General features: G+C 71.1%; 24 protein-coding genes and 1 tRNA gene. 22 read left to right on the top strand and 3 right to left on the bottom strand.

Going from position 1 to position 24,293, the window contains the following annotated elements; all coding sequences use genetic code 11:
- Window positions 1-46: 46 nt before the first annotated feature.
- Together ACWGJM_RS03460 and ACWGJM_RS03455 are read left to right on the top strand one after the other, a co-directional pair.
- On the top strand, window positions 47-493 hold the full coding sequence (locus tag ACWGJM_RS03460; RefSeq protein ID WP_453409992.1) for an SRPBCC family protein: 447 nt from the start codon (window positions 47-49) through the stop codon (window positions 491-493).
- A gap of 39 nt (window positions 494-532) precedes the next feature.
- A tRNA-Val gene (locus ACWGJM_RS03455) sits at window positions 533-604 on the top strand.
- A 39-nt stretch (window positions 605-643) separates the two neighbouring features.
- Here ACWGJM_RS03455 and ACWGJM_RS03450 read toward each other — a convergent pair.
- A complete protein-coding gene (locus tag ACWGJM_RS03450; protein WP_453409991.1) occupies window positions 644-1,369 on the bottom strand; it encodes an exonuclease domain-containing protein in 726 nt (241 codons plus the stop codon).
- A gap of 168 nt (window positions 1,370-1,537) precedes the next feature.
- Here ACWGJM_RS03450 and ACWGJM_RS03445 point away from each other — a divergent pair, with 168 nt between their 5' ends.
- The 4 genes from ACWGJM_RS03445 to ACWGJM_RS03430 all read left to right on the top strand — a co-directional run bounded on the left by ACWGJM_RS03445 (window position 1,538) and on the right by ACWGJM_RS03430 (window position 6,039).
- Window positions 1,538-2,104, top strand: a complete 567-nt coding sequence (locus ACWGJM_RS03445; protein WP_453409990.1) for a DUF4365 domain-containing protein — start codon at window positions 1,538-1,540, stop codon at window positions 2,102-2,104.
- Window positions 2,101-3,330 (top strand): hypothetical protein, encoded by a 1,230-nt coding sequence (locus ACWGJM_RS03440; RefSeq protein ID WP_453409989.1) that lies wholly within the window; start codon window positions 2,101-2,103, stop codon window positions 3,328-3,330. Before ACWGJM_RS03445 ends, ACWGJM_RS03440 begins: the two co-directional genes overlap by 4 nt.
- A 102-nt stretch (window positions 3,331-3,432) precedes the next feature.
- A complete protein-coding gene (thrS, locus tag ACWGJM_RS03435; RefSeq protein WP_453409988.1) occupies window positions 3,433-5,409 on the top strand; it encodes a threonine--tRNA ligase in 1,977 nt (658 codons plus the stop codon).
- A 69-nt stretch (window positions 5,410-5,478) separates the two neighbouring features.
- Window positions 5,479-6,039: an HIT family protein gene (locus ACWGJM_RS03430; RefSeq protein ID WP_453409987.1), complete on the top strand. Its 561-nt coding sequence runs from the start codon at window positions 5,479-5,481 to the stop codon at window positions 6,037-6,039.
- 39 nt (window positions 6,040-6,078) lie between these two features.
- Here ACWGJM_RS03430 and ACWGJM_RS03425 read toward each other — a convergent pair whose 3' ends face one another.
- Complete coding sequence (locus tag ACWGJM_RS03425) at window positions 6,079-7,725, bottom strand: hypothetical protein (RefSeq protein ID WP_453409986.1); 1,647 nt, start codon at window positions 7,723-7,725, stop codon at window positions 6,079-6,081.
- 186 nt (window positions 7,726-7,911) lie between these two features.
- Entirely contained in the window at window positions 7,912-10,110 is a 2,199-nt protein-coding gene (locus ACWGJM_RS03420) for an elongation factor G-like protein EF-G2 (protein WP_453409985.1), read from the bottom strand.
- Window positions 10,111-10,404: 294 nt separating this feature from the next.
- On the opposite strand from ACWGJM_RS03420, the gene pgsA reads away from it, so the two are divergent.
- The 16 genes from pgsA to secD all read left to right on the top strand — a co-directional run bounded on the left by pgsA (window position 10,405) and on the right by secD (window position 24,292).
- Window positions 10,405-11,088, top strand: a complete 684-nt coding sequence (gene pgsA, locus ACWGJM_RS03415) for a phosphatidylinositol phosphate synthase (protein WP_453409984.1) — start codon at window positions 10,405-10,407, stop codon at window positions 11,086-11,088.
- Window positions 11,085-12,005: a phosphatidylinositol mannoside acyltransferase gene (locus ACWGJM_RS03410; protein ID WP_453409983.1), complete on the top strand. Its 921-nt coding sequence runs from the start codon at window positions 11,085-11,087 to the stop codon at window positions 12,003-12,005. The genes pgsA and ACWGJM_RS03410 overlap by 4 nt, the downstream gene beginning before the upstream one ends.
- Window positions 12,002-13,165, top strand: coding sequence for a glycosyltransferase family 4 protein (locus ACWGJM_RS03405; RefSeq protein ID WP_453409982.1), 1,164 nt, complete (start codon window positions 12,002-12,004; stop codon window positions 13,163-13,165). The genes ACWGJM_RS03410 and ACWGJM_RS03405 overlap by 4 nt, the downstream gene beginning before the upstream one ends.
- A 170-nt stretch (window positions 13,166-13,335) precedes the next feature.
- Entirely contained in the window at window positions 13,336-13,881 is a 546-nt protein-coding gene (locus ACWGJM_RS03400; RefSeq protein ID WP_453409981.1) for a hypothetical protein, read from the top strand.
- Between the two features lie 217 nt (window positions 13,882-14,098).
- Window positions 14,099-14,239: a lasso RiPP family leader peptide-containing protein gene (locus ACWGJM_RS03395; RefSeq protein WP_453409980.1), complete on the top strand. Its 141-nt coding sequence runs from the start codon at window positions 14,099-14,101 to the stop codon at window positions 14,237-14,239.
- Between the two features lie 33 nt (window positions 14,240-14,272).
- Entirely contained in the window at window positions 14,273-16,108 is a 1,836-nt protein-coding gene (locus ACWGJM_RS03390; protein WP_453409979.1) for a lasso peptide isopeptide bond-forming cyclase, read from the top strand.
- Window positions 16,092-16,343: a lasso peptide biosynthesis PqqD family chaperone gene (locus ACWGJM_RS03385; protein WP_453409978.1), complete on the top strand. Its 252-nt coding sequence runs from the start codon at window positions 16,092-16,094 to the stop codon at window positions 16,341-16,343. Before ACWGJM_RS03390 ends, ACWGJM_RS03385 begins: the two co-directional genes overlap by 17 nt.
- A complete protein-coding gene (locus ACWGJM_RS03380; RefSeq protein ID WP_453409977.1) occupies window positions 16,340-16,771 on the top strand; it encodes a lasso peptide biosynthesis B2 protein in 432 nt (143 codons plus the stop codon). Before ACWGJM_RS03385 ends, ACWGJM_RS03380 begins: the two co-directional genes overlap by 4 nt.
- Window positions 16,772-16,909: 138 nt before the next feature.
- Window positions 16,910-17,815, top strand: coding sequence for a pyridoxal 5'-phosphate synthase lyase subunit PdxS (gene pdxS, locus ACWGJM_RS03375; protein ID WP_453409976.1), 906 nt, complete (start codon window positions 16,910-16,912; stop codon window positions 17,813-17,815).
- Between the two features lie 25 nt (window positions 17,816-17,840).
- Window positions 17,841-18,449, top strand: coding sequence for a pyridoxal 5'-phosphate synthase glutaminase subunit PdxT (gene pdxT / locus ACWGJM_RS03370; RefSeq protein ID WP_453409975.1), 609 nt, complete (start codon window positions 17,841-17,843; stop codon window positions 18,447-18,449).
- Window positions 18,450-18,526: 77 nt separating this feature from the next.
- Complete coding sequence (locus tag ACWGJM_RS03365) at window positions 18,527-19,279, top strand: YebC/PmpR family DNA-binding transcriptional regulator (protein ID WP_453409974.1); 753 nt, start codon at window positions 18,527-18,529, stop codon at window positions 19,277-19,279.
- A 119-nt stretch (window positions 19,280-19,398) separates the two neighbouring features.
- Window positions 19,399-19,944 carry a crossover junction endodeoxyribonuclease RuvC gene (ruvC, locus tag ACWGJM_RS03360; protein WP_453409973.1) on the top strand — a complete coding sequence of 182 codons (546 nt, stop codon included), beginning with the start codon at window positions 19,399-19,401 and terminating at the stop codon, window positions 19,942-19,944.
- The gene (ruvA, locus tag ACWGJM_RS03355; protein ID WP_453409972.1) at window positions 19,941-20,546 is read left to right on the top strand and encodes a Holliday junction branch migration protein RuvA; all 606 of its coding nucleotides are present in this window, start codon (window positions 19,941-19,943) and stop codon (window positions 20,544-20,546) included. Before ruvC ends, ruvA begins: the two co-directional genes overlap by 4 nt.
- A gap of 28 nt (window positions 20,547-20,574) precedes the next feature.
- A complete protein-coding gene (ruvB, locus tag ACWGJM_RS03350) occupies window positions 20,575-21,657 on the top strand; it encodes a Holliday junction branch migration DNA helicase RuvB (RefSeq protein WP_453409971.1) in 1,083 nt (360 codons plus the stop codon).
- 179 nt (window positions 21,658-21,836) lie between these two features.
- Entirely contained in the window at window positions 21,837-22,367 is a 531-nt protein-coding gene (yajC, locus tag ACWGJM_RS03345; RefSeq protein WP_453409970.1) for a preprotein translocase subunit YajC, read from the top strand.
- 143 nt (window positions 22,368-22,510) lie between these two features.
- Entirely contained in the window at window positions 22,511-24,292 is a 1,782-nt protein-coding gene (gene secD, locus ACWGJM_RS03340; protein WP_453409969.1) for a protein translocase subunit SecD, read from the top strand.
- Window position 24,293 lies beyond the last annotated feature (1 nt).

Here is a 24,293-nt window from a genome sequence, read left to right as displayed (position 1 = left end):
GAGTACGCGTACCTAGTTCGACGCGCCACCAGGGCAGACTCTGCCCATGGACTGGTCCCACTACCGCTTCCGCAGCCTGTGGTCCCTGCCCGCACCGCCCGCCGCCGTGTACGAGGCACTGGAGCGGGCCGAGGAATACCCCCGCTGGTGGCCCCAGGTGCGGGCGGTGACCCGGCTCGACGACACCACCGGCGTCATCACCATCCGCTCCGTCCTGCCGTACGACATGACCTTCACCGCGCGCGAGACGCGCCACGACCCGGCGTCCGGAATCCTCGAGGCCACCCTGTCCGGCGACATCGAGGGCCGGGCGTGCTGGACCGTCACCCCGCACGGCTCCGGATCCCTGGCCCGCTACGACCAGGTCGTCGACGTGCGCAAGCCACTGCTCAGACGGCTGGCCGTGCCGGGACGGCCGCTCTTCCGCGCCAATCACCGGCTGATGATGCGGGCCGGGCGGCGCGGACTGCTGCGGTACCTGGAAGCGGTTTGAAGGAAGCCCGCCCGGGCCTGTATTGTTCAGTGCGTTCCCGGGCGATTAGCTCAGTGGGAGAGCGCTTCGTTCACACCGAAGAGGTCACTGGTTCGAACCCAGTATCGCCCACCGGGAGAGGGCCGGTCCGCAACCGCGGACCGGCCTTCGTCATGCCGCCGCCGGCAGCTCCGGGCGCAGCGGCCACGACGGGTCCACCTCCTCCGGAGAGCCGCTGCGCGCGAACCACGCCTGTAGCCCGCGCGCCTGTGCCGCGTGCCAGCCGACCTGGAGGGCGTGCAGCTCGGTCGGCGTCAGCCGCTCCAGCCGGGTCGCGAAACGGCGACCCACGGCGCGCACGACCTCCAGCGCCGCCAGTGCGTCCGCCCCCGCGTCGTGCGCGCCGTCCAGCGTCACGCCGTAGTGCGCGCACAGGTCGGTCAGCGTGCGGCGGCCCTTGCGGTAGCGGTCCAGGTGCTTGTCCAGCACCCGGGGATCCAGCACCCGCAGCGGCGACGCCTCGAACCAGCGCTCCAGCGAGGACGCGCGATGGCGGCGCAACTCCCGGTCCAGCAGCGTGAGATCGAACGGCGCGTTCATCACCACCAGCGGACGGCCCAGCGCCGCGTGCTCCGCCAGCTCCTCGGCTATCTCGTACATCACCGGCGCCGGCCAGCGGCCGTTGCGCTGAAGATGCTCATCCGTCAGCCCGTGCACCGCCGTCGCCCCCTCGGGCACCGGGACACCCGGGTTCACCATCCAGCGCCGCACCCGGGGCCGGGTGCCCGGGGCGTCCTGGACGACGACGGCGGCGGACACGATCCGGTCGGTCTCGACGTCCACGCCCGTCGTCTCCGTGTCGAAGGCGGCCAGCGGCCCCTCGTACCAGCACGTCATACGACCACAACTCCTCGTTCACCCACGGCAGCTGACGCACCGTCTTCTGCCTGTTTGGTGATACCCGGGCTGTTTGCGCCGTACGCCGGAAGGACACAACAGGAGTACGGGTCTTTGCAGTTCAGCGGCCCGCAACGGGGAAATCCTTGGCGTGGAAGGCTGTTCGTCATGGCGATAGCGCAGCCCGAGCGGGGCGGGCTGCTGCCCGAACGCACGGGCCCTCTTCGCGGCACACTCGCCACCACCGCCTGCATGGAGACACTGCAGGTCGGTTATCTGCACGCGGTCGCCGCGGCGGCGGGCTGCTCGCTGTCCCAGCCGTTCCCGGACAACGGCATCGACTGGCACGTCAGCCACAGCGCACCCGGGCACACCGTCGACGACGAGGTGACCATCAAAGTCCAGCTGAAGTGCACCTACCAGATCGCCCCCAACCCTCCGGGCCGGTTCTTCTCCTTCACGCTCGACAACGACCACCTGCGCAAACTCGCCCGCACACCCGTCTCTGTGCACAAGATCCTCGTCGTGATGCTCGTGCCGAGGTCCCAGGAGGACTGGCTGCGCGCCAGCCACGACCGCCTCGACCTCAGGCACTGCTGCTACTGGATCAACCTCGCCGGCCACCCCGTCACCGGACGGCACCGGACCACCGTGCGAATTCCGACCTCGCGCATCTTCGACGACCGGGCGTTGTGCGAGATCATGACGCGGGTCGGGACGGGAGGCAGACCGTGACGCACCGCCCCCTCGACGAGCCCCTGCGGCAGGTCAGGCCGCATCCCGACGGTCCCGCCGCCGCCCCCTGGGACCGTCCCCCCGACCCCGCCGACGTCGATCCGGCCGTCCTTGGCGCCCTGCTGCACCGGCACGGCTGGCAGCGGCGCGGCGGAGCCGCCGGACGCTACGGCCGCTGGACCCCGCCGGGCCCGGGCGGCGACGGCACCAGCCTGCTCGTGCCCGAGAGCCGCGCCTTCCCCGACAGCGACGACCTGCTCGGCGAGGCGCTCCTCGCCCTCACCCGCAGCGGCACGCCCTCCGCCCGCGAGGTTCTCGTCGCCCTCGCCGTCCCCAGCGACGAGATCCACTGGTGGCGGGACGCGCCGAGCGGCCCCGTGGGCGCCGCCCCCTGGACCGTCGAGGAGCAGCTGCGCACCGCCGCCCGCCAGACGCTCCTCGCGGCCGCGCTCGCCACACGCGCGCGTGCCGGCTACCACGGGGCCCGGCACCGCCGGCCGGCCGCCGCGCTGCTGGAGCACGTCCTCGTCGGCCCGGCCGCCTCGGGCCGCCCCCTGACCGCCTTCGTCCCCGTGGGCACCGCACGCCCCCTCGCCGTACACCTCCACCAGGCCCTGTACGCCGCCCGCGAGGCGATCGACTACCAGCGGGCCACCGGCGGCATGGACGCCTTCGACGGCGCCGTCGAAGCGGGCGTCAGCCGCGAGCTGACCGACGCCCTCATCGCCCTCGTGCGCGGGTCGGAGGGCGCCCGGATCGCCGTCGAGTGGGCGCCCGCCGCCGGTGTGCCCGAGGGCTGCGCGGCCTCGGCGGAACCCGTCGAGTTCTCGCCCGGCGACCTGCCCGCCCTGCGCGAGGCCGGAGCCCGCTATCTGCGCGAGGAACCCGCGGTGCCGGTGCGGATCACCGGCACGGTGGTGCGGATGCGCAGGCCGGGACCGCGCGGCGAGGGCACCGTACGGCTGCGGGTGATCGCCGGCGCCGAGGTGCCGCATGTCCGCGTCACCCTGGGCGAGGAGGACTACCGGATCGCCGGGCACGCCCACCTCGTCGGACTGCCGGTGCGGGTGCGGGGGCGGCTGGAGAGCCGGGGCGGCTTCCGCAGGCTCACCGGTGCCTGCGAAGTCGTACCGGTACAGGTGGACGACGCCGAGCGGGACCAGCTGCTCAAGTCACTGCACGAGAACCTCGACTTCTTCGGGGAGGCGGGCGGGGCGGAGGAGTGAGGGTGAACCGTTTCGCGGTCGGCGGCCCGAGGTCGGTACGATCGCAGTCATGCGCGCGCCCCTGGTATGGCGCCGCATCCCATCTTCAGTCAGGAGAGACCGGTGTCAGACGTCCGTGTGATCATCCAACGCGATTCCGAGCGGGAAGAACGCGTGGTGACGACGGGCACTACGGCCGCCGAGCTCTTCGCCGGCGAGCGCTCGATCATCGCCGCGCGTGTCGGCAACGAGCTGCGGGACCTCGCCCACGAGGTCCGGGACGGTGAGACCGTCGAGGGCGTCGAGATCTCCTCCGAGGACGGCCTGAACATCCTGCGCCACTCCACCGCACACGTCATGGCGCAGGCCGTGCAGGAGCTGTTCCCCGAGGCCAAGCTGGGCATCGGCCCGCCCGTCAAGGACGGCTTCTACTACGACTTCGACGTCGAGAAGCCGTTCACGCCCGAGGATCTCAAGGCCATCGAGAAGAAGATGCAGGAGATCCAGAAGCGCGGGCAGCGCTTCTCCCGCCGTGTCGTCACCGACGACGCCGCCCGCGAGGAGCTGGCGGACGAGCCGTACAAGCTGGAGCTGATCGGCCTCAAGGGCTCCGCCTCCTCCGACGACGGCGCGGACGTCGAGGTCGGCGCCGGTGAGCTGACGATCTACGACAACCTGGACGCCAAGTCCGGCGACCTGTGCTGGAAGGACCTCTGCCGCGGTCCCCACCTGCCCACCACCCGGAACATCCCGGCGTTCAAGCTGATGCGCAACGCGGCCGCCTACTGGCGCGGCAGCGAGAAGAACCCCATGCTCCAGCGCATCTACGGCACCGCCTGGCCGTCCAAGGACGAGCTCAAGGCCCACCTCGACTTCCTCGCCGAGGCCGAGAAGCGCGACCACCGCAAGCTCGGCAGCGAGCTCGACCTCTTCTCGATCCCCGAGCAGATCGGCTCCGGCCTCGCCGTCTTCCACCCCAAGGGCGGCATCGTCCGCCGCGTGATGGAGGACTACTCGCGCCGCCGTCACGAGGAGGAGGGCTACGAGTTCGTCTACACCCCGCACGCGACGAAGGGGAAGCTCTTCGAGACGTCCGGGCACCTGGACTGGTACGCCGAGGGCATGTACCCGCCCATGCAGCTCGACGAGGGCGTGGACTACTACCTCAAGCCCATGAACTGCCCGATGCACAACCTGATCTTCGACGCGCGCGGCCGCTCCTACCGTGAACTTCCGCTGCGCCTCTTCGAGTTCGGCACCGTGTACCGGTACGAGAAGTCGGGCGTCGTGCACGGTCTGACCCGCGCCCGGGGCTTCACGCAGGACGACGCGCACATCTACTGCACCCGCGAGCAGATGTCGGAGGAACTCGACAAGACGCTCACCTTCGTCCTCGGCCTGCTGCGCGACTACGGCCTGACCGACTTCTACCTCGAGCTGTCCACCAAGGACCCGGAGAAGTTCGTCGGCTCCGACGAGGTCTGGGAGGAGGCCACGGAGACCCTCCGCCAGGTCGCCGAGAAGCAGGGCCTGCCCCTGGTCCCGGACCCGGGTGGCGCCGCCTTCTACGGCCCGAAGATCTCCGTCCAGACCAAGGACGCGATCGGCCGTACCTGGCAGATGTCGACCATCCAGCTCGACTTCAACCTGCCGGAGCGCTTCGACCTCGAGTACACCGGTCCGGACGGCTCCAAGCAGCGCCCGGTGATGATCCACCGCGCCCTCTTCGGCTCGATCGAGCGGTTCTTCGCCGTGCTGCTCGAGCACTACGCGGGCGCCTTCCCGGCGTGGCTCGCCCCGGTCCAGGCGGTCGGCATCCCGATCGGGGACGCGCACGTCGAGTACCTGGAGAAGTTCGCCGCCGCGGCGAAGAGGAAGGGGCTGCGGGTCGAGGTGGACTCCTCCTCGGACCGTATGCAGAAGAAGATCCGTAACGCCCAGAAGCAGAAGGTGCCCTTCATGGTCATCGCGGGCGACGAGGACATGTCGGGCGGCTCGGTCTCCTTCCGCTACCGCGACGGCTCCCAGGAGAACGGCATCCCCTTCGACGAGGCCATCGCGAAGATCGCGCGGGTCGTCGAGGAGCGGACGCAGGTCTGACGTTCAGGCTCCAGCGGGCCTCCGGGGAGCTTGGGTTCCCCGGAGGCCTGTCGTGTTCCTCCAGGCCATATGCTGCCTTGCATGACGAGTGAGCCGGAGCAGCAGATCGGAGTGGGGACGCAGGACGCGTTCCAGCGCCTGTGGACGCCCCACCGGATGGCCTACATCCAGGGCGAGAACAAGCCGAGCGGCCCGGGTGCCGGCGACGGCTGCCCCTTCTGCTCGATCCCGGCCAAGTCCGACGAGGACGGGCTGGTCGTCCGGCGCGGTGAGCACGTGTACGCGGTGCTCAACCTCTACCCGTACAACGGCGGTCACCTGATGACCGTGCCCTACCGGCACGTCGCGGACTACACCGAACTCACCGGTCCGGAGACCGCCGAACTGGCCGAGCTGACCAAGCAAGCGATGACGGCCCTGCGCGCCGCCTCCGGCGCGCAGGGTTTCAACATCGGCATGAACCAGGGCACCGTGGCGGGCGCCGGCATCGCCGCCCACCTCCACCAGCACATCGTGCCCCGCTGGGGCGGCGACACGAACTTCATGCCGGTGGTCGGCCACACAAGAGTGCTGCCGCAACTGCTGGCGGACACCCGCAAGATGCTGGCGGAGGCCTGGCCGACGGCCTGAGAGCGCAGGGTTGGTTCCTGGGGTCGGAGCCCCCGGGAACTACGCCTCGTACAGATCCGCCTTCTTGGGGGTCGGATCCTGCACCTGCCCGCTGAGGAACGCCGACCGCGCGCCGAACTTCTCCACGTCCACGCCGTTCTCCCGCAGCACCTTGATCGCCGACGAGTGCACCACCCGTAGCACCGGCGTGGCGGCGCGCAGCGCGTCGTCGGCCATGAACCGGTGGCGCCACGGCTTGTCCGCCCAGACGTGCCGGAGGCCGAACGGCTCGGGCAGCACGAGCGTGCCGCCGAGCCAGTTCAGCAGCGGCGGGTACCAGGTCAGCGGTGCCCGCGCGGCCAGTCGTACCACCTCGTCGGCGTCGACCAGCGGCAGCTTGATCGTGCGGGACTCCCAGGGCTTGAAGGACTTGGCGACCGATTTCGTCGGCGCCTCCGGCTTCGAGGTGAACAGCGAGTGCACCGGTCCCAGCGCGTGCCCGGTCACCTCGATGCGCAGCGTCTCGTGCAGCACGGTCACGGTGATCAGCATGGTGATGATCAACTGCCCGTCCCACAGCGTCCACTGCACCCCGAGGTAGTGCCGGTCGCCGCTGCCGAACTGCTGCTTGTTGCAGATGTCCTGTATGGCGTGCGACTTGACCTGGTACGCGTCGACGTCGGTGCCCTCCGGCCGGGAGACAGCCTTGGCGTTCTCACCGGTCGGCGTGACGATCCAGTGCCGGATCGAGGGCTTGGGGAAGCCTCCGGTGTTCAGCGGGCCGCGCTCCAGCATGCGCAGCTGGTCGTGGATCGCGCGGATGACGTCCCAGCTGCGGAAGGGGTGGATCTCCCGGGCGGCGTCGGCGGGGACCAGGTCCTCGGCGAGCTGCCAGGCACCCCAGCGGGTACCCATGCCGAGTATGCCCTTGGGCCCGGCGTAGAAGACGGAGTTGGACTGCTGCTCGGCACTGAGCTTGGCCAGGGACTGGCGCAGCTGCTCGGCGGCGGTCTGGGCGGGGCTGCTGGGCACCGACTCGGGGATCTTGGCGCCGACGCTGCTGCCGGCGAGCAGACCGTCCCAGCGCCCGCGCAGGTCGTGTGCGGTGCGCTCGCAGATGCGCTTGGCCCAGAACCAGCCCAGCACCGGAGCGACCACGGCCGCGCGCGCGTACCAGGCCCAGAACCCGTGGAACGGCATGCGCACCAGGAACAGCGCGGCGAGCGCTCCGACGGCGACGAGCAGGGTGGTGCCGAGGGCGCCGGCCCGCCTGTCGGTGAGCTTGGCGATGGTGGAGCGGATCTGGAACACGAGCAGCCACACCAGGAGCCCGGGCAGGAAGATCAGGCCGCACACCACCATGACGGCGCTCAGCCGGTTGTCGCGGTCCCGGCGGATGGCGTTGGCCGCGAGGCAGTGCTCGACGACGACCTGGGGCTCGGTCCCGAAGGACTGGATGAGCGCGTTGCGGCCGGGGGCGAGCATGCGGTCGGCCACGGCCCGCGAGAAGGCCTCGCCGAGATTCGGCTTGAACAGGGAGATCCTGCCGTCGTTGACGGTCGACTCATGCCATTCGTTGTTGGCCTTGAGTATCTCCGTGACACCGCTGTCCCGGTAGGCCGCCGAGGCCAGGGCGAAGGTCGCCGCCTGGCTCCCGTCCCCCGAGATGGGCACCTGTGGCCCGTCCCATTCCGTTCCCACCGACATTCCCGCCCCCGATCGCCGCGGCCCCGCTCCTGCGGCCTTCCCGACTTCCTTGCTCCGCACACCTCTTGATCAGGACACCTGGGGATCAGGCGCGTCCGTGTTGATCACGTCATCAGCGTATCCGCAGGCACCGACATTCGTCGGCGGACGGCCGAAGCCGCCCGCCGACGAGGCAACGGCACCCGTCTACGAGCCGTCCTCGGCCTCCTGACGGATGCGTTCGGCGATCTGCGGCGGCATCGGTTCGTGCCGGGCGTACGCCCGGCTGAAGCGGGCGGTGCCGTGCGACAGGGACCGCAGATCGACCGCGTACCGGCCGATCTCGATCTCCGGTACCTCGGCCCGTACGAGGGTGCGTCCGGTGCCCACCTGTTCGGTGCCGACCACCCGGCCGCGCCGCCCGGACAGGTCGCTCATCACGGGGCCCACGTAGTCGTCGCCGACCAGCACGGTGACCTCGGCGACCGGTTCCAGCAGGTGGATCTTCGCGTCGGCGGCGGCCTCCCGCAGGGCGAGCGCGCCCGCCGTCTGGAAGGCGGCGTCGGAGGAGTCCACCGAGTGCGCCTTGCCGTCCAGCAGCGTGATCCGCACGTCGATCAGCGGATATCCGGCGGCCACTCCCTTGGCGGCCTGCGCCCGTACGCCCTTCTCGACCGACGGGATGAACTGCCGGGGCACGGCACCGCCGACCACCTTGTCCACGAACTCGATGCCCGAGCCACCGGGCAGCGGCTCCACCTCGATCTCGCAGATGGCGAACTGACCGTGCCCGCCGGACTGCTTCACGTGCCGTCCGCGTCCGGCGGCCCTGGTGCCGAAGGTCTCACGCAGGGACACCTTGTGCGGTACGACGTCGACCTGGACGCCGTACCGGCTGCGCAGCCGCTCCAGGGCCACGTCCGCGTGGGCCTCGCCCAGGCACCACAGCACCACCTGGTGGGTGTTCTGGTTCTGTTCGAGCCGCATGGTCGGGTCCTCGGCGACCAGCCGGGACAGGCCCTGGCTGAGCTTGTCCTCGTCCGGTTTGCTGTGGGCCTGGATGGCCAGCGGAAGCAGCGGGTCCGGCATCTCCCACGGCTCCATCAGCAGCGGGTCGTCCTTGGCGGACAGGGTGTCCCCGGTCTCGGCGCGGTTCAGCTTGGCCACGCACGCGAGATCGCCCGCGACGGCGTGGCTGACCGGGCGCTGCTGTTTGCCGAACGGTGTGGACAGGGCGCCGATGCGCTCGTCCACGTCGTGGTCCTCGTGGCCGCGGTCGGCCAGCCCGTGCCCGGAGACGTGCACCGTCTCGTCGGGACGCAGGGTGCCGGAGAAGACGCGGACCAGGGAGATGCGGCCGACGTAGGGGTCGGAGGACGTCTTGACGACCTCGGCGACCAGCGGTCCGCCGGGATCGCACGGCTTGAGTTCGCGCGGTTTGCCGTCGGGCGTGGCGACCCGGGGCTGCTCGCGCTCCAGCGGGGTCGGGAAGCCGCCCGTGATCAGCTCGAGCAGCTCGACCGTGCCGAGACCCTGTCTGGCGCCCTCGGCCGCGGGGGCGGCCGCCAGGACGGGGAAGAACACACCGCGCGCGACGGCCCGCTCCAGGTCCTCGATCAGCGTCTTGACGTCGACCTGCTCACCGCCGAGATAGCGGTCCATGAGGGTCTCGTCCTCGCTCTCGGAGATGATCCCCTCGATGAGCCGGTTGCGGGCCTCCTCGATCCGCGGCAGCTGGTCCTCGCCCGGCTCGGACTCCTTGCGCTCCCCGGAGGAGTAGTCGAACAGCTTCTGCGACAGCAGTCCGGTCAGGCCGGTCACGGGCGCGTGGCCGTCGGGGCCTTCCGGGCCGTGCAGCGGCAGGTACAGCGGGAGCACGGCGTCCGGGTCGTCGGCGCCGAACGCCTCCGCGCAGACCCGGGTCATCTCCGAGAAATCCGCGCGCGCCGCCTCCAAATGGGTGATGACGATGGCGCGCGGCATGCCGACGGCCGCGCACTCCTCCCACACCATCCGGGTCGAGCCGTCCACCCCGTCCGAGGCCGAGACGACGAAGAGGGCCGCGTCCGCCGCGCGCAGACCGGCCCTGAGTTCCCCGACGAAGTCGGCGTATCCGGGGGTGTCCAGAAGGTTGACCTTGAACCCGTCCCATTCGACGGGCACCAGGGAGAGCTGTACCGAGCGTTGCTGCCGGTGCTCGATGTCGTCGTAGTCGGAGACGGAGCCGCCGTCCTCCACGCGGCCCGCCCGGTTCACCGCTCCCGCCGTCAGTGCGAGAGCCTCCACCAGAGTCGTCTTGCCCGACCCGGAGTGGCCGACCAGCACCACATTCCGTACGGACGTGGGGTGGTCGGCCGCCGTAGCCCTGCCGGCGGCCCCGGGGTGTGTGTGCGCCTTGTCGCCCATGGTCTTGCCTCCCGTGCACGGTGAGGTCACTGTGGGCGCGGACACGCGGCACCGCGTGCACTGACGGCTCCGGCGACGCCCGCGGTCCTTCGAGCTTTCCACTCCCGTCACGTTGCGTCCATACGAGGAACTCACGAGGTATACCGATCGCGTCACCGGACGGCGGTTGTGAGCCATGCGCCCGATCCGGTCAGCGGGTGCGGGTGCCCGGCCGTCGCCCACGCGCGCGCGTGGCTACGATGGGCCAGCCGGAGGCCAGCAGGGGCCGCGGCGCCACCGACCGTCGGGAAGGCCATGCTGAACAAGTACGCGCGTGCATTCTTCACGCGTGTCCTCACACCGTTCGCCGCGTTTCTCATCCGGCGGGGGGTCAGCCCCGACACGGTCACGCTGATCGGCACCGCCGGAGTGGTCGCGGGCGCGCTGGTCTTCTACCCCCGGGGCGAGTTCTTCTGGGGCACGGTCGTGATCACACTGTTCGTCTTCTCCGACCTGGTCGACGGCAACATGGCCCGCCAGCTGGGGCGCTCCAGCCGCTGGGGCGCATTCCTGGACTCCACCCTCGACCGGGTGGCCGACGGCGCCATCTTCGGCGGCTTCGCCCTGTGGTACGCGGGCCAGGGCAATGACAACGTGCTGTGCGCGGTGTCGATCTTCTGCCTGGCCAGCGGTCAGGTGGTGTCGTACACCAAGGCCCGCGGCGAGTCGATCGGACTGCCGGTCGCCGTCAACGGGCTCGTGGAGCGCGCCGAGCGGCTGGTGGTCTCGCTGGTGGCGGCCGGTTTCGCGGGCCTGCACAAGTTCGGCGTCCCGGGCATCCAGTACCTGCTGCCCGTGGCCCTGTGGATCGTCGCCGTCGGCAGCCTCGTCACGCTGATCCAGCGGGTCGTCACGGTCCGCCGGGAGTCCGCCGAGGCGGAGGCGGCGGCCGGGCCGGACAACGCGAACGCCTCCCAGGGGAGCGAGGCGACGCAGTGACCGCCGGGGATCGGCTGACCGCCGCGCTGTACGGGCTCGGCTGGAACACCGTCAAGAAGCTCCCCGAGCCGGCCGCGGTACGCCTCGGCCGCGCCATCGCCGACCTCGCCTGGAAGCAGCGCGGCAAGGGCGTGCAGCGGCTGGAGAGCAACTACGCGCGCGTGCTGCCCGACGCGACCCCGGAGCGCCTGGCCGAGCTGTCACGGGCGGGCATGCGCTCGTACCTGCGCTACTGGATGGAGTCCTTCCGGCTGCCCGCCTGGAGCGCCGAGCGGGTCAAGGCGGGCTTCGACGCCAAGGACCTGCACTTCCTGACCGACGGCCTCGCCGCCGGGAGGGGTGTCGTCCTCGCGCTTCCCCACCTGGCGAACTGGGACCTGGCCGGGGCCTGGGTCACCACCAAGCTCGAGACGCCGTTCACCACGGTCGCCGAGCGCCTCAAGCCGGAGAGTCTGTACGACCGGTTCGTCGCCTACCGCGAGGGCCTCGGCATGGAGGTGCTGCCGCACAGCGGCGGCTCCGCGTTCGGCACGCTGGCCCGGCGGCTGCGGGACGGCGGCCTGGTGTGCCTGGTCGCCGACCGTGACCTGTCCGCGTCCGGTGTGGAGGTGACGTTCTTCGGCGAGACCGCGCGGATGCCCGCCGGTCCTTCCCTGCTCGCCCAGCAGACCGGGGCGCTGCTGCTGCCGGTCACGCTCTGGTACGACGATTCGCCCGTCATGCGGGGCCGCGTCCACGCCCCGATCGAGGTGCCCGAGTCAGGCACGCGGGCCGAGAAGACGTCTGTCATGACACAGGCGCTGGCCGACGCCTTCGCCACGGGGATCGCCGACCATCCGGAGGACTGGCACATGCTGCAACGGCTGTGGATCAAGGACCTTGATCCCACGCGTTCTCCCGCCGGGGGGACCGGGTGAGGATCGGCATCGTCTGCCCGTACTCCTGGGACGTGCCGGGCGGCGTCCAGTTCCACATCCGTGATCTGGCCGAGTATTTCATCCGGCTCGGCCACGAGGTCTCCGTGCTCGCCCCCGCCGACGACGACACCCCGCTCCCGCCGTACGTCGTCTCGGCCGGCCGCGCGGTGCCGGTGCCGTACAACGGTTCGGTGGCCCGGCTGAACTTCGGCTTCCTCTCCGCGGCCCGCGTACGGCGCTGGCTGCACGACGGCGCGTTCGACGTGATCCACATCCACGAGCCGACGTCACCGTCGCTGGGCCTGCTGACCTGCTGGGCGGCGTCCGGCCCGATCGTGGCCACCTTCCACACCTCCAACCCCCGCTCGCGCGCGATGATCGCCGCGTACGCGATCCTCCAGGCCGCACTGGAGAAGATCAGCGCGCGGATCGCGGTCAGCGAGTACGCCCGCCGCACGCTGGTCGAGCATCTCGGCGGGGACGCGGTGGTCATCCCCAACGGCGTCGACGTCGACTTCTTCGCCCGGGCCGAGCCCAGACCCGACTGGCAGGGCGACACCATCGGCTTCATCGGCCGCATCGACGAGCCCCGCAAGGGCCTGCCGGTGCTGATGAGGGCCCTGCCGAAGATCCTCGCCGCCCGGCCGCAGACCCGGCTGCTGGTGGCCGGCCGCGGGGACGAGGAGGAAGCCGTGGAATCGCTGCCGGCGGAGCTGCGCAAGCGCGTGGAGTTCCTCGGCATGGTCAGCGACGAGGACAAGGCCCGCTTCCTGCGCAGCATCGACCTGTACATCGCGCCCAACACCGGCGGCGAGAGCTTCGGCATCATCCTCGTCGAGGCCATGTCGGCGGGCGCGCCCGTCCTCGCCTCCGACCTGGACGCCTTCGCCCAGGTCCTCGACCGGGGCGCGGCCGGCGAACTGTTCGCCAACGAGGACGCCGACGCCCTCGCCGAAGCGGCCGTACGGCTCCTGAAGGACCCGAAGCGCCGAGCCGAACTACGCGAACGCGGCAGCGCCCACGTGCGGCGCTTCGACTGGTCCACGGTCGGCGCGGACATCCTCTCGGTGTACGAGACGGTGACGACCGGCACGGCGGCGGTGGCCGCGGACGAGCGCGCCTCGGGCCTACGGGCACGACTGGGACTGGCACGGGACTGACGCGAGCCGTCCAGCCGGCCGGACGTGACCAGCCCGCCCGGCGTTCGAGGACGAGGCCGTTCAGGCCGAAGCGGGGGTCTGGGGGCGGCAGCCCCCAGTGCCCGGCCAATCCCACGCCCCGCACGACACCCCGCTGAACCCGGCGGAGCGCACCGGTAGCCTTGCCGCCCGTGACCGCAACACTCATCTGGATCCTCGTCGCGCTCGTCGCGATCGGCCTGTACCTGAGCTGGACCGCGGGCCGGCTGGACCGGCTGCACGCGCGTATCGACGCCGCGCGCGCCGCGCTCGACGCCCAGTTGCTCCGGCGGGCCTCCGTGACCCAGGAACTGGCCACCTCCGGGGTGCTGGACCCCGCCGCCTCGATCGTGCTGTACGAGGCCGCGCACGCCGCCCGGCAGGCCGAGGAGGAGCAGCGGGAGGTCGCCGAGAGCGAGCTGAGCCAGGCGCTGCGGGCGGTGTTCGCGGACGCGCAGCAACTGGAGGTGGTCCACGATGCGCCCGGCGGAGAGGCCGCGGCCCGGGAGCTGACGGAGGCCGTCCGCAGGGTTCCCATGGCACGCCGCTTCCACAACGACGCCGTGGGTGCCGTCCGCAGACTCCGCGAGCACCGCAAGGTGCGTTGGTTCCGTCTGGCCGGCCACGCACCGTTTCCGATGGCCTTCGAGATGGACGACGAGCCGCCGGCGGTCCTGACGGACCGTTCGAGGGCGTGAGTGTCGCATTCAGGCCACCCGCACGACGGCGAAGCGCACGCGTTTCCCGTCGCCTCGATGATCGTTTCCGCAGACCACCGGCGATCTTGCCGGTGTCTGTGGCCGGGCTGAGAGCCCTCTGTGACGTGAGTGAAAACCAGATGGATCATGCCCTCCGATCGTGTGTACGGTGCAATCGGTAGCCGATCGGCTGCCGTTCGTGACTGAGGAGGGTGTTATGAACGAGCACAGCGAGCTCTCGAACCCCGAGCCGTACGAGCCGCCGACCCTGGTGGAGGTCGGGGAGTTCAACGAGGACACCCTGGGCTTCATCGGCTGGGGCAATGACATCTTCGGCCACTACTCGGGCGGCTTCTGACCACCGGTTGCCGGTTCTCGGAGAGCTGAGCGAATGAGTAGCACCGGGTTCGTGGTACTGCCGGACACGGCGGCCGCGGACGAGGCTCGCGCGGCCGTTCCATGGGAGTCGCCGCAGGAGTTCTCGCACGCCTCGGGGCGGCCGTGGCTGGTGGGCCGGTGGTCAGCCGGTGACATCACAGCCGTCGCCGCGGGCCGGGTGCGCTTGGCGGTGATCGGGGTCTGCCCGGTCACCGCCTCCCGGCTCACCGAACTCGCCGCCCGGGTCCGGAGGGTGTCCGACGTGGACGAGCTGGCGGCGGCCCTGCCCGGCTCCTGCCATGTGGCGGCATCGGTCGACGGAGAGGTCCGCTTCCAGGGGAGCGCGACCGGACTGCGCCGGGTGTTCCACACCAGGCTGAACCAGGTGGACGTGGCCGCCGACCGGGCCGATGTGCTCGCGGCGATGACCGGCGCCGGGATCGACGAAGCGACGCTGGCCCTCCGCGTGGCCACGGGAGGATTCCTGCCGCCCCCGCTGGCCGACCGGCCGCTGTGGTCCGGGATCTCCGCGCCGGCGCCGGACCACTGTCTTGTGTGGGAGCCGGACCGGGTGCGCGAGGTGAGATGGTGGCAGCCGCCGGCTCCTGAACTGTCCCTGGCGGCGGGCGCCGAAGCCGTCCGGAACGCCCTGGTCGCCGCCCTCGGCGAGCGTGCCCCCGCCCGCGGCCGGCTGAGCTCGGACCTGTCCGGCGGCATGGACTCGACGTCGCTGTGTTTCCTCGCCGCCCGCAGTGTGCCCGACCTGGTGACCTTCCGGTGGGGTGAGGCCGAGGCCGGCAACGACGACGCCGCCTTCGCCGCCCATGCCATCGGCGTCCTGGACCGCGCCGAGCACCTCGTCGTACCCCCCGGCGAACTCCCGCAGCTGTTCACCGACGTGAACGAGCCGGTGGACCCGGAGGAGCCCTATCCCTTCGTCCGCACCATCGCGCGCACCCGCCACACGGCGCGGCTGCTGGCCGGCACGGGCTCGCGCCGGCACCTCGCCGGACATGGCGGGGACGAGCTGTTCACGCCGTTCCCCGGCTACCTTCACGGACTGCTCCGGCGCCGCCCGCTGACCGCCCTGCGGCATGTCCGGGGCTACGCCGCCCTGAAACGCTGGCCCGTGCTGCCCACCCTGGCCGCGCTGGCACGCCCGGGTGACGAGGCCGCCTGGTGGCGGGCCCAGGCCGACGGGCTCACCGCCCCGCCCCCGCCACGACGCCGGCCCGCACTCGGATGGGGCGTGTGGCCGATGCGGGCACCGGCGTGGGCCACCGGCACGGCGATCGAGGCGACCCGTGAAGCCCTGCGGCACACCGCGAACCATGTGCGGCCGCTCTCCACCGACCTGGCCCAGCACCAACTGCTCCTCGCGATACGCTCCAGCGCCCCCTGGTACCGGTCGCTGGCCCGGGTGTTCGCCGACGCCGGTGTGCAGCTCGACTCCCCGTTCTTCGACGACCGCGTGGTCGAAGCCGTCCTGGCGGTCCGCGTGCACGAACACGCCGGGCCATGGCGGTACAAGCCGCTGCTGGCCGAGGCGATGCGCGGCATCGTGCCGCCGGCCGTGCTGGGCCGCTCCACCAAGGGCGAGTTCAGCGACGAGGCCAACCGGGGGCTTCGCCACAACCTGCCCGGGATCCTCGAACTGTTCGACGACTCGGCCCTGGCCGCCCACGGACTGATCGACCCCGGCGAACTGCGCGCTCGGCTGCTGGCGCCGCAGCCGGACAACGCCACGAGGAACGCGCTGGAACCCCTGATCGGCTGCGAGACCTGGCTGCGCGCCGCCACCCGACCCGCCCCTGCTTGGAGGTTCGACGCCCGTGCGTCTTCATCCTGACGTGGTCAGCACCGAGACCGACGACGGCACGGTACTGCTCAACGAACGCACCGGACGGTACTGGCAGCTGAACAACACCGGCGCCCGCGTGCTCCGGGGGCTGCTGGACGGGCGGGAGGCCACCGGCATCGCCGCCGACCTCGCGGACCGGCACGGCATCGACCTCCAGCAGGCCGAGCGCGACGTGACCGCCGTGATCGAGCGCCTGAGCGGAGCGAAGCTGGTGGTCTCGTGAGCATGTCCGTCGCGCTGGCCGAACGGCGCAGGCTTCCCCCGCACCGCCGTGTGGTTCCCCTGCTGGTCGTGGGCGTCGCCCGGCTGCTGGCCAGGGTCAAGCCCGCCCGGCTGCGTGCCGTCCTGGAGTTCGCCCGCCGCGGCGCGGCACCGGCGACGCTCGACCAGGCGCTCGCGGCCCGCGAGGCGGTCGTCTCCGTCAGCCTGCGCTGTGCCGGGCAGGGCTGTCTGCAACGCTCGATCGCCACAGCCCTCCTCTGCCGCGTACGCGGTGCCTGGCCCACCTGGTGCACCGGCGTGCGCACCCACCCCTTCGCCGCCCACGCCTGGGTCGAGGCCGAGGGCCAACTCGTCGGTGAGGGCCACCCCAAGGGCCATTTCAAGACACTGATGTCCATCGCGCCGGTGTCCCACGACCGGGAGCGCTGACCCCGCGCGGGGAGAGGGGAACCGCGGGCGGGCCGCCCGAAAAGGATCCACCGGCTTGCCATTGGCCCTTGCTGTGGCCTGGTCCACTCCCGTTTCCTCTGGGAAGCAGTAATCGTCTTCCCTTCAGTGAGGTCACCCGTGTCCACCATCGAGAACCAGGCTCCCGAGACCGGCACCGCCCGTGTGAAGCGCGGCATGGCCGAGCAGCTCAAGGGTGGCGTGATCATGGACGTCGTCACGCCGGAGCAGGCGAAGATCGCCGAGGACGCGGGCGCCGTCGCCGTCATGGCGCTGGAGCGGGTCCCTGCCGACATCCGCAAGGACGGCGGCGTGGCCCGCATGTCCGACCCGGACATGATCGAGGGCATCATCGACGCGGTCTCGATCCCGGTCATGGCCAAGTCCCGCATCGGCCACTTCGTCGAGGCCCAGGTACTTCAGTCGCTCGGCGTGGACTACATCGACGAGTCCGAGGTCCTCACCCCGGCCGACGAGGTCAACCACTCCGACAAGTGGGCCTTCACCACCCCCTTCGTCTGTGGTGCCACCAACCTGGGCGAGGCCCTGCGCCGCATCACCGAGGGCGCCGCGATGATCCGCTCCAAGGGCGAGGCCGGCACCGGCAACGTCGTCGAGGCCGTTCGCCACCTCCGCCAGATCAAGAACGAGATCGCCAGGCTGCGCGGCTTCGACAACCACGAGCTGTACGCCGCCGCCAAGGAGCTGCGCGCCCCGTACGAGCTGGTCAAGGAGGTCGCCGAACTCGGCAAGCTCCCCGTGGTGCTGTTCTCCGCCGGTGGCGTGGCCACCCCGGCCGACGCCGCCCTGATGCGCCAGCTCGGCGCCGAGGGTGTCTTCGTCGGCTCCGGCATCTTCAAGTCCGGCGACCCGGCCAAGCGCGCCGCCGCCATCGTCAAGGCCACCACCTTCTACGACGACCCGAAGATCATCGCGGACGCGTCCCGCAACCTCGGCGAGGCCATGGTCGGCATCAACTGCGACACCCTCCCCGAGACCGAGCGCTACGCCAACCGCGGCTGGTAATCCACCTCCCTAGGACTGCACGTACATGACTGACGCACCTGTCGTAGGCGTCCTGGCCCTCCAGGGCGACGTACGGGAGCACCTCATCGCCCTGGCCGCGGCCGACGCCGTGGCCAGGCCGGTGCGGCGCCCCGAAGAGCTCGCCGAGGTGGACGGCCTGGTCCTCCCCGGCGGCGAGTCCACGACCATCTCCAAGCTGGCCGTCCTCTTCGGGGTGATGGACCCCCTCCGCGCGCGCGTGCGGGACGGCATGCCCGTCTACGGCACCTGCGCGGGCATGATCATGCTCGCCGACAAGATCCTCGACCCGCGCTCGGGCCAGGAGACCGTCGGCGGCATCGACATGATCGTGCGCCGCAACGCCTTCGGCCGGCAGAACGAGTCCTTCGAGGCGGCGGTCGACGTCAAGGGCGTCCAGGGCGATCCTGTGGAGGGCGTCTTCATCCGCGCCCCCTGGGTGGAGTCCGTCGGCGCCGGGGCCGAGGTGCTCGCCGAGCACGAGGGCCACATCGTCGCGGTCCGCCAGGGCAACGCGCTGGCCACCTCCTTCCACCCGGAACTGACGGGCGACCACCGCGTGCACGCGCTCTTCGTCGACATGGTGCGCGCGAACCGGACGCCGGAGTCCTTGTAGGATCTCTGGGGGTCCTCCCAGCCGTTAAGGTCTGGGGGAGTTCACACGTAGATGGGTTACGCGAAGGAGACAGGCAGATGTCCGGCCACTCTAAATGGGCCACGACGAAGCACAAGAAGGCCGTGATCGACGCCAAGCGCGGCAAGCTCTTCGCGAAGCTCATCAAGAACATCGAGGTCGCGGCGCGGATGGGCGGCGTCGACCTCGAGGGCAACCCGACCCTCTACGACGCCGTCCAGAAGGCCAAGAAGCAGTCGGTGCCCAACAAGAACATCGACTCCGCCATCAAGCGCGGTGGCGGTCTCGAGGCCGGCGGCGCCGAGTACGAGACGATCATGTACGAGGGTTACGGCCCGAACGGCGTCGCCGTGCTCATCGAGTGCCTCACGGACAACCGCAACCGCGCCGCCTCCGAGGTCCGCGTCGCCATGACCCGCAACGGCGGCTCCATGGCCGACCCGGGCTCGGTGTCGTACCTGTTCAACCGCAAGGGCGTCGTCATCGTCCCCAAGGGGGAGCTGACCGAGGACGACGTGCTCGGTGCCGTCCTGGACGCGGGCGCCGAGGAGGTCAACGACCTCGGCGAGAACTTCGAGGTGATCAGCGAGGCCACCGACCTGGTCGCGGTCCGCACCGCGCTCCAGGACGCCGGCATCGACTACGACTCCGCCGAGGCCAACTTCGTCCCGACCATGCAGGTCGAGCTGGAGGAGGAGGGCGCCAAGAAGATCTTCAAGCTGATCGACGCCCTCGAGGACAGCGACGACGTGCAGAACGTCTTCGCCAACTTCGACGTCAGCGACGAGGTCATGGAGAAGGTCGACGCCTGAGCCGACGCTCGCCCTCGCACGGGCCGACGGGACACACCCGTCGGCCCGTTGCCATGTCAGCCGTTGTCGGTGGCACCCGATAGCCTGCACAAACAGGCGATCGAGAGGGAGGGGGCGCGGTGCGCGTACTGGGGGTGGACCCCGGGCTGACCCGGTGTGGTGTCGGCGTCGTCGAGGGGGTCGCGGGGCGACCGCTCACCATGGTCGGCGTCGGGGTCGTACGGACGCCCGCGGACGCCGAGTTGGGGCACCGTCTCGTCGCCATCGAGCAGGGCATCGAGCAGTGGCTGGACGAGCACCGGCCCGAATACGTAGCCGTGGAGCGGGTGTTCAGCCAGCACAACGTCCGGACCGTGATGGGCACCGCCCAGGCCAGCGCCGTCGCCATGCTGTGCGCCGCCCGCCGGGGCATCCCCGTCGCCCTGCACACCCCCAGCGAGGTCAAGGCCGCCGTCACCGGCAGCGGACGCGCCGACAAGACCCAGGTCGGCGCCATGGTCACCCGCCTGCTCCGGCTCGACGCGCCGCCCAAGCCGGCCGACGCCGCCGACGCCCTCGCGCTCGCCATCTGCCACATCTGGCGCGCCCCCGCGCAGAACCGGCTCCAGCAGGCCGTCGCCCTGCACGCAGCCAAAGCACCGACACTGAAAGGCCGTACGGGATGATCGCCTTCGTGAGCGGACCGGTCGCCGCCCTCGCCCCCGACTCCGCGGTGGTGGAGGTGGGTGGCATCGGCATCGCCGTCCAGTGCACCCCGAACACCCTCTCGGGGCTGCGGATGGGCCAGCAGGCCAAACTGGCCACCTCCCTGGTCGTGCGCGAGGACTCCCTGACGCTGTACGGCTTCGCCGAGGACGACGAGCGCCAGGTCTTCGAGCTGCTCCAGACCGCCAGCGGCGTCGGCCCCAGACTCGCCCAGGCGATGCTGGCGGTGCACACGCCGGACGCGCTGCGCCGGGCCGTCGCCACCGCTGACGAGAAGGCCCTCGTCGCGGTCCCCGGCATCGGCAAGAAGGGCGCCCAGAAGCTGCTGCTGGAGCTGAAGGACCGCCTCGGCGAGCCGATCGGCGCCCCCGCCGTGGGCACGCCCGTCACCCAGGGCTGGCGCGACCAGCTGCACGCGGCCCTCATCGGCCTCGGGTACGCCACCCGCGAGGCCGACGAGGCGGTGACCGCCGTGGCCCCGCAGGCCGAGGCCGCGGATGGCACGCCCCAGGTGGGCCAGCTGCTGAAGGCCGCCCTACAGACCCTCAACCGCGCCCGCTGACCGCCACCACCACCCCGAGGCACACCACATGAACTGGGACGAGACGACCGACCCCGCCGCCCCCGAGCGGCTGGTGGGCTCTGTCGCCGACCGCGAGGACCAGGCCGTCGAGGCGGCCCTGCGCCCCAAGGACCTGGGCGAGTTCATCGGCCAGGAGAAGGTCCGCGAGCAGCTCGACCTCGTGCTGCGCGCCGCCCGCGCGCGCGGGGCGACCGCCGACCACGTGCTGCTCTCCGGCGCCCCCGGCCTCGGCAAGACCACCCTCTCGATGATCATCGCCGCCGAGATGGGCGCTCCGATCCGCATCACGTCCGGCCCCGCCATCCAGCACGCCGGCGATCTCGCGGCGATCCTCTCCTCCCTCCAGGAGGGCGAGGTCCTCTTCCTCGACGAGATCCACCGCATGTCCCGGCCCGCCGAGGAGATGCTCTACATGGCGATGGAGGACTTCCGGGTCGACGTCATCGTCGGCAAGGGCCCCGGTGCCACCGCCATCCCGCTCGAACTGCCCCCCTTCACGCTGGTCGGCGCCACCACGCGCGCGGGCCTGCTGCCGCCCCCGCTGCGCGACCGCTTCGGTTTCACCGCGCACATGGAGTTCTACGGACCGGCCGAGCTCGAGCGCGTCGTGCACCGTTCCGCGAGCCTTCTCGACGTCGAGATCGACGCCGAGGGCGCGGCGGAGATCGCCGGCCGCTCCCGCGGCACGCCCCGCATCGCCAACCGCCTGCTGCGCCGGGTGCGGGACTACGCGCAGGTCAAGGCCGACGGGTTGATCACCCGCGAGATCGCCGCGGCGGCCCTCGCCGTGTACGAGGTCGACGCGCGCGGCCTGGACCGGCTCGACCGGGCGGTCCTCCAGGCACTCCTCAAGCTGTTCGGCGGCGGTCCGGTCGGCCTGTCCACGCTCGCCGTCGCGGTGGGGGAGGAGCGGGAGACCGTGGAAGAGGTCGCCGAGCCCTTCCTCGTACGCGAGGGCCTGCTCGCCCGCACCCCGCGCGGGCGGGTCGCCACGCCCGCCGCATGGGCGCATCTCGGCCTCACCCCGCCCGGCTCGGCAGCGGGTGGCACATCTGGTGGAACCGGACAACAGGACCTGTTCGGGGCGTGACGGCGCGGTCATCGGCGGGGGCATTGGCCGGGGGAGGAACCCAGGTGCCATGCTGAGCGTTGTTCCATGTGCGCGGACTCGCTTAGACTCCGCCGATGCCGCCTTCGCGGGCGGCGCCAACCACACCCCCAAAGACCAGGCCGCTCTCCGTCGCGGTCGCGCGAAGGAAATCCCGTCCCGTGAATACCTTGACCCTTCTCCCGTTCATCGTGCTCATCGCGGCCATGTTCCTGATGACGCGCTCGGCCAAGAAGAAGCAGCAGCAGGCCGCCAGCATGCGGAACGAGATGCAGCCCGGCTCCGGCGTCCGCACGATCGGGGGCATGTACGCGACGGTCAAGGAGGTCAACGACGACACGGTCCTCCTCGACGCCGGCCCGGGTGTTGATCTCCTCTTCGCCAAGAACGCGATCGGCGCCGTCCTGACCGACGACGAGTACAACCGCATCGTCCACGGCATCGAGCACGACCTGAAGTCCGACACCGACGTCGTCCCGGACGACGCCTCCTCCCTCACCGAGACCGACGCCGCCGCCGATGCTGCCGCCGCCTCCGACGACAAGGCCGTCGACCTCGGTAAGAAGGACCTGTCCGAGGAGAAGGCCGACGAGGCCGAGGCCGCCGAGGCCCGGACCGACGAGGCCCGGGACGCCGAGGCGAAGGCGGACGAAGAGCCGAAGAAGACCGACGGCGACTCCGACGCGAAGTAGTCACGTCCCGGGGAGCGCGGCGCGATAGGTTCGCGGCCGGCGCACCCCGGGCGCGTCTGTTTTCCGCACGGAATCCCGACACCATGTCATGGCCGACCGCGTCCCGACCGGGCGCGGGGCGGCCCGAGAGGGAGTACGAGAAGGTGGCAGCACCTAAGAGGGGCCGGAGCGCGAGTGCCCAGAGCAAGCCAGGGCGCTCGCTGGCCCTCATCCTGATCGCCATTGTGGCGCTCACCGGAGGCATGTTCGCCTCCGGAAACACCACTCCGCGTCTCGGCATCGACCTCGCCGGCGGCACGAGCATCACGCTCAAGGCGAAGGCCGACCAGGGATCCGCGATCAACCAGGCCAACATGAACACCGCGGTCGACATCATGAACCGCCGTGTCAACGGCCTGGGCGTCTCCGAGGCGGAGGTGCAGACCCAGGGGAACGACCACATCATCGTTAACATCCCCAAGGGCACCAACTCCAAGGAGGCCCAGCAGCAGGTCGGCACCACCGCCAAGCTGTACTTCCGCACGGTCCTCGCCAGCGAGCCCAGCGGTGTCGCCGCCTCGCCGAGCCCGTCGCCGAGCGCGTCCTCCAGCGGCAGCGGTTCGCCGAGCCCCTCGAGCAGCGCCTCCTCCAAGGAGAAGGCGTCCTCGCCCTCCTCCGCGTCCCCGACCGCCACCTCGCAGGGCCGCGCGGTCAGCGACGCCCTGAAGGCCGACGCCACGCCGTCGTCCTCGGCCTCCGCGAAGTCCTCGGCCTCACCGAGCCCCTCCGCCTCGTCGAGCTCCTCGGGCAGCGCCACCGACAAGACGGCCGCCAAGCTCCAGGCGCAGTACACCGCCCTGGACTGCTCCAAGCCCGCCGACCGGGCCAAGGCCGGCACGAGTGCCAAGCCCGGCGAGTCGACCGTGGCCTGCGGCAAGGTCGACAAGACCTGGTTCAAGTACCTGCTCGGCCCGGCCGCCGTGGACGGCACCGAGGTGAAGAAGGCCCAGGCGGTCTTCGACACCCAGGGCGGCTCCGGCTGGCAGGTCCAGATGACGTTCACCAGCAGCGGCACGAAGAAGTTCGCGGACGTCACCGCCCAGCTGGCCAAGAGCCAGGAGCCGCAGAACGAGTTCGCCATCGTCCTCGACGGCGACGTCGTCTCCAGCCCGCGCGTGCAGCAGGCCATCACCGGCGGCCAGGCCGAGATCTCCGGCAGCTTCACCCAGCAGGAGGCGCAGAGCCTCGGGAACATGCTGTCGTACGGCGCCCTGCCGCTCTCCTTCAAGGAGGAGACCGTCACCACGGTGACCGCCGCGCTCGGCGGTCAGCAGCTGCACGCCGGTCTGCTCGCCGGCGCCATCGGCCTCGCCCTGGTCGTGATCTACCTGATCGCCTACTACCGCGGTCTGTCGCTCGTGGCCATGGCCTCACTGCTGGTCTCCGCGATCCTCACCTACGTGATCATGTCGCTCCTCGGCCCGGCCATCGGCTTCGCGCTGAACCTGCCGGCCGTCTGCGGTGCCATCGTCGCCATCGGTATCACCGCGGACTCGTTCATCGTGTACTTCGAACGCATCCGGGACGAGATCCGCGAGGGCCGCACGCTGCGTCCCGCCGTCGAGCGGGCCTGGCCGCGCGCCCGGCGCACGGTCCTGGTCTCCGACTTCGTGTCGTTCCTCGCCGCAGCGGTGCTGTTCACCGTGACCGTCGGCAAGGTGCGTGGCTTCGCGTTCACGCTCGGCCTGACCACCGTGCTCGACGTGGTCGTCGTCTTCTTCTTCACCAAGCCGCTGATGACACTGCTCGCCCGCCGCAAGTTCTTCGCGAACGGCCACAAGTGGTCCGGCCTCGACCCGAAGAGCCTGGGTGCCAAGCCGCCGCTGCGCCGCACCCGCCGTCCCGCCGGTCCCGCCGCCGGCCCTGTCGACCCGAAGGAGGCGTGAG

The organism is Streptomyces sp. NPDC054834, from assembly GCF_053611185.1.
The sequence above is the reverse complement of the archived record's forward strand: the minus strand, read 5'-3'. Positions and strand labels throughout refer to the sequence as shown.

Coding starts and splice junctions, on each gene's coding strand:
- ACWGJM_RS03460 (WP_453409992.1), top strand. CDS start 47: ATGGACTGGTCCCACTACCGCTTCCGCAGCCTGTGGTCCCTGCCCGCA.
- ACWGJM_RS03450 (WP_453409991.1), bottom strand. CDS start 1,369: ATGACGTGCTGGTACGAGGGGCCGCTGGCCGCCTTCGACACGGAGACG.
- ACWGJM_RS03445 (WP_453409990.1), top strand. CDS start 1,538: ATGGCGATAGCGCAGCCCGAGCGGGGCGGGCTGCTGCCCGAACGCACG.
- ACWGJM_RS03430 (WP_453409987.1), top strand. CDS start 5,479: ATGCTGCCTTGCATGACGAGTGAGCCGGAGCAGCAGATCGGAGTGGGG.
- ACWGJM_RS03425 (WP_453409986.1), bottom strand. CDS start 7,725: ATGTCGGTGGGAACGGAATGGGACGGGCCACAGGTGCCCATCTCGGGG.
- ACWGJM_RS03420 (WP_453409985.1), bottom strand. CDS start 10,110: ATGGGCGACAAGGCGCACACACACCCCGGGGCCGCCGGCAGGGCTACG.
- pgsA (WP_453409984.1), top strand. CDS start 10,405: ATGCTGAACAAGTACGCGCGTGCATTCTTCACGCGTGTCCTCACACCG.
- ACWGJM_RS03395 (WP_453409980.1), top strand. CDS start 14,099: ATGAACGAGCACAGCGAGCTCTCGAACCCCGAGCCGTACGAGCCGCCG.
- ACWGJM_RS03390 (WP_453409979.1), top strand. CDS start 14,273: ATGAGTAGCACCGGGTTCGTGGTACTGCCGGACACGGCGGCCGCGGAC.
- pdxT (WP_453409975.1), top strand. CDS start 17,841: ATGACTGACGCACCTGTCGTAGGCGTCCTGGCCCTCCAGGGCGACGTA.
- ACWGJM_RS03365 (WP_453409974.1), top strand. CDS start 18,527: ATGTCCGGCCACTCTAAATGGGCCACGACGAAGCACAAGAAGGCCGTG.
- ruvA (WP_453409972.1), top strand. CDS start 19,941: ATGATCGCCTTCGTGAGCGGACCGGTCGCCGCCCTCGCCCCCGACTCC.
- ruvB (WP_453409971.1), top strand. CDS start 20,575: ATGAACTGGGACGAGACGACCGACCCCGCCGCCCCCGAGCGGCTGGTG.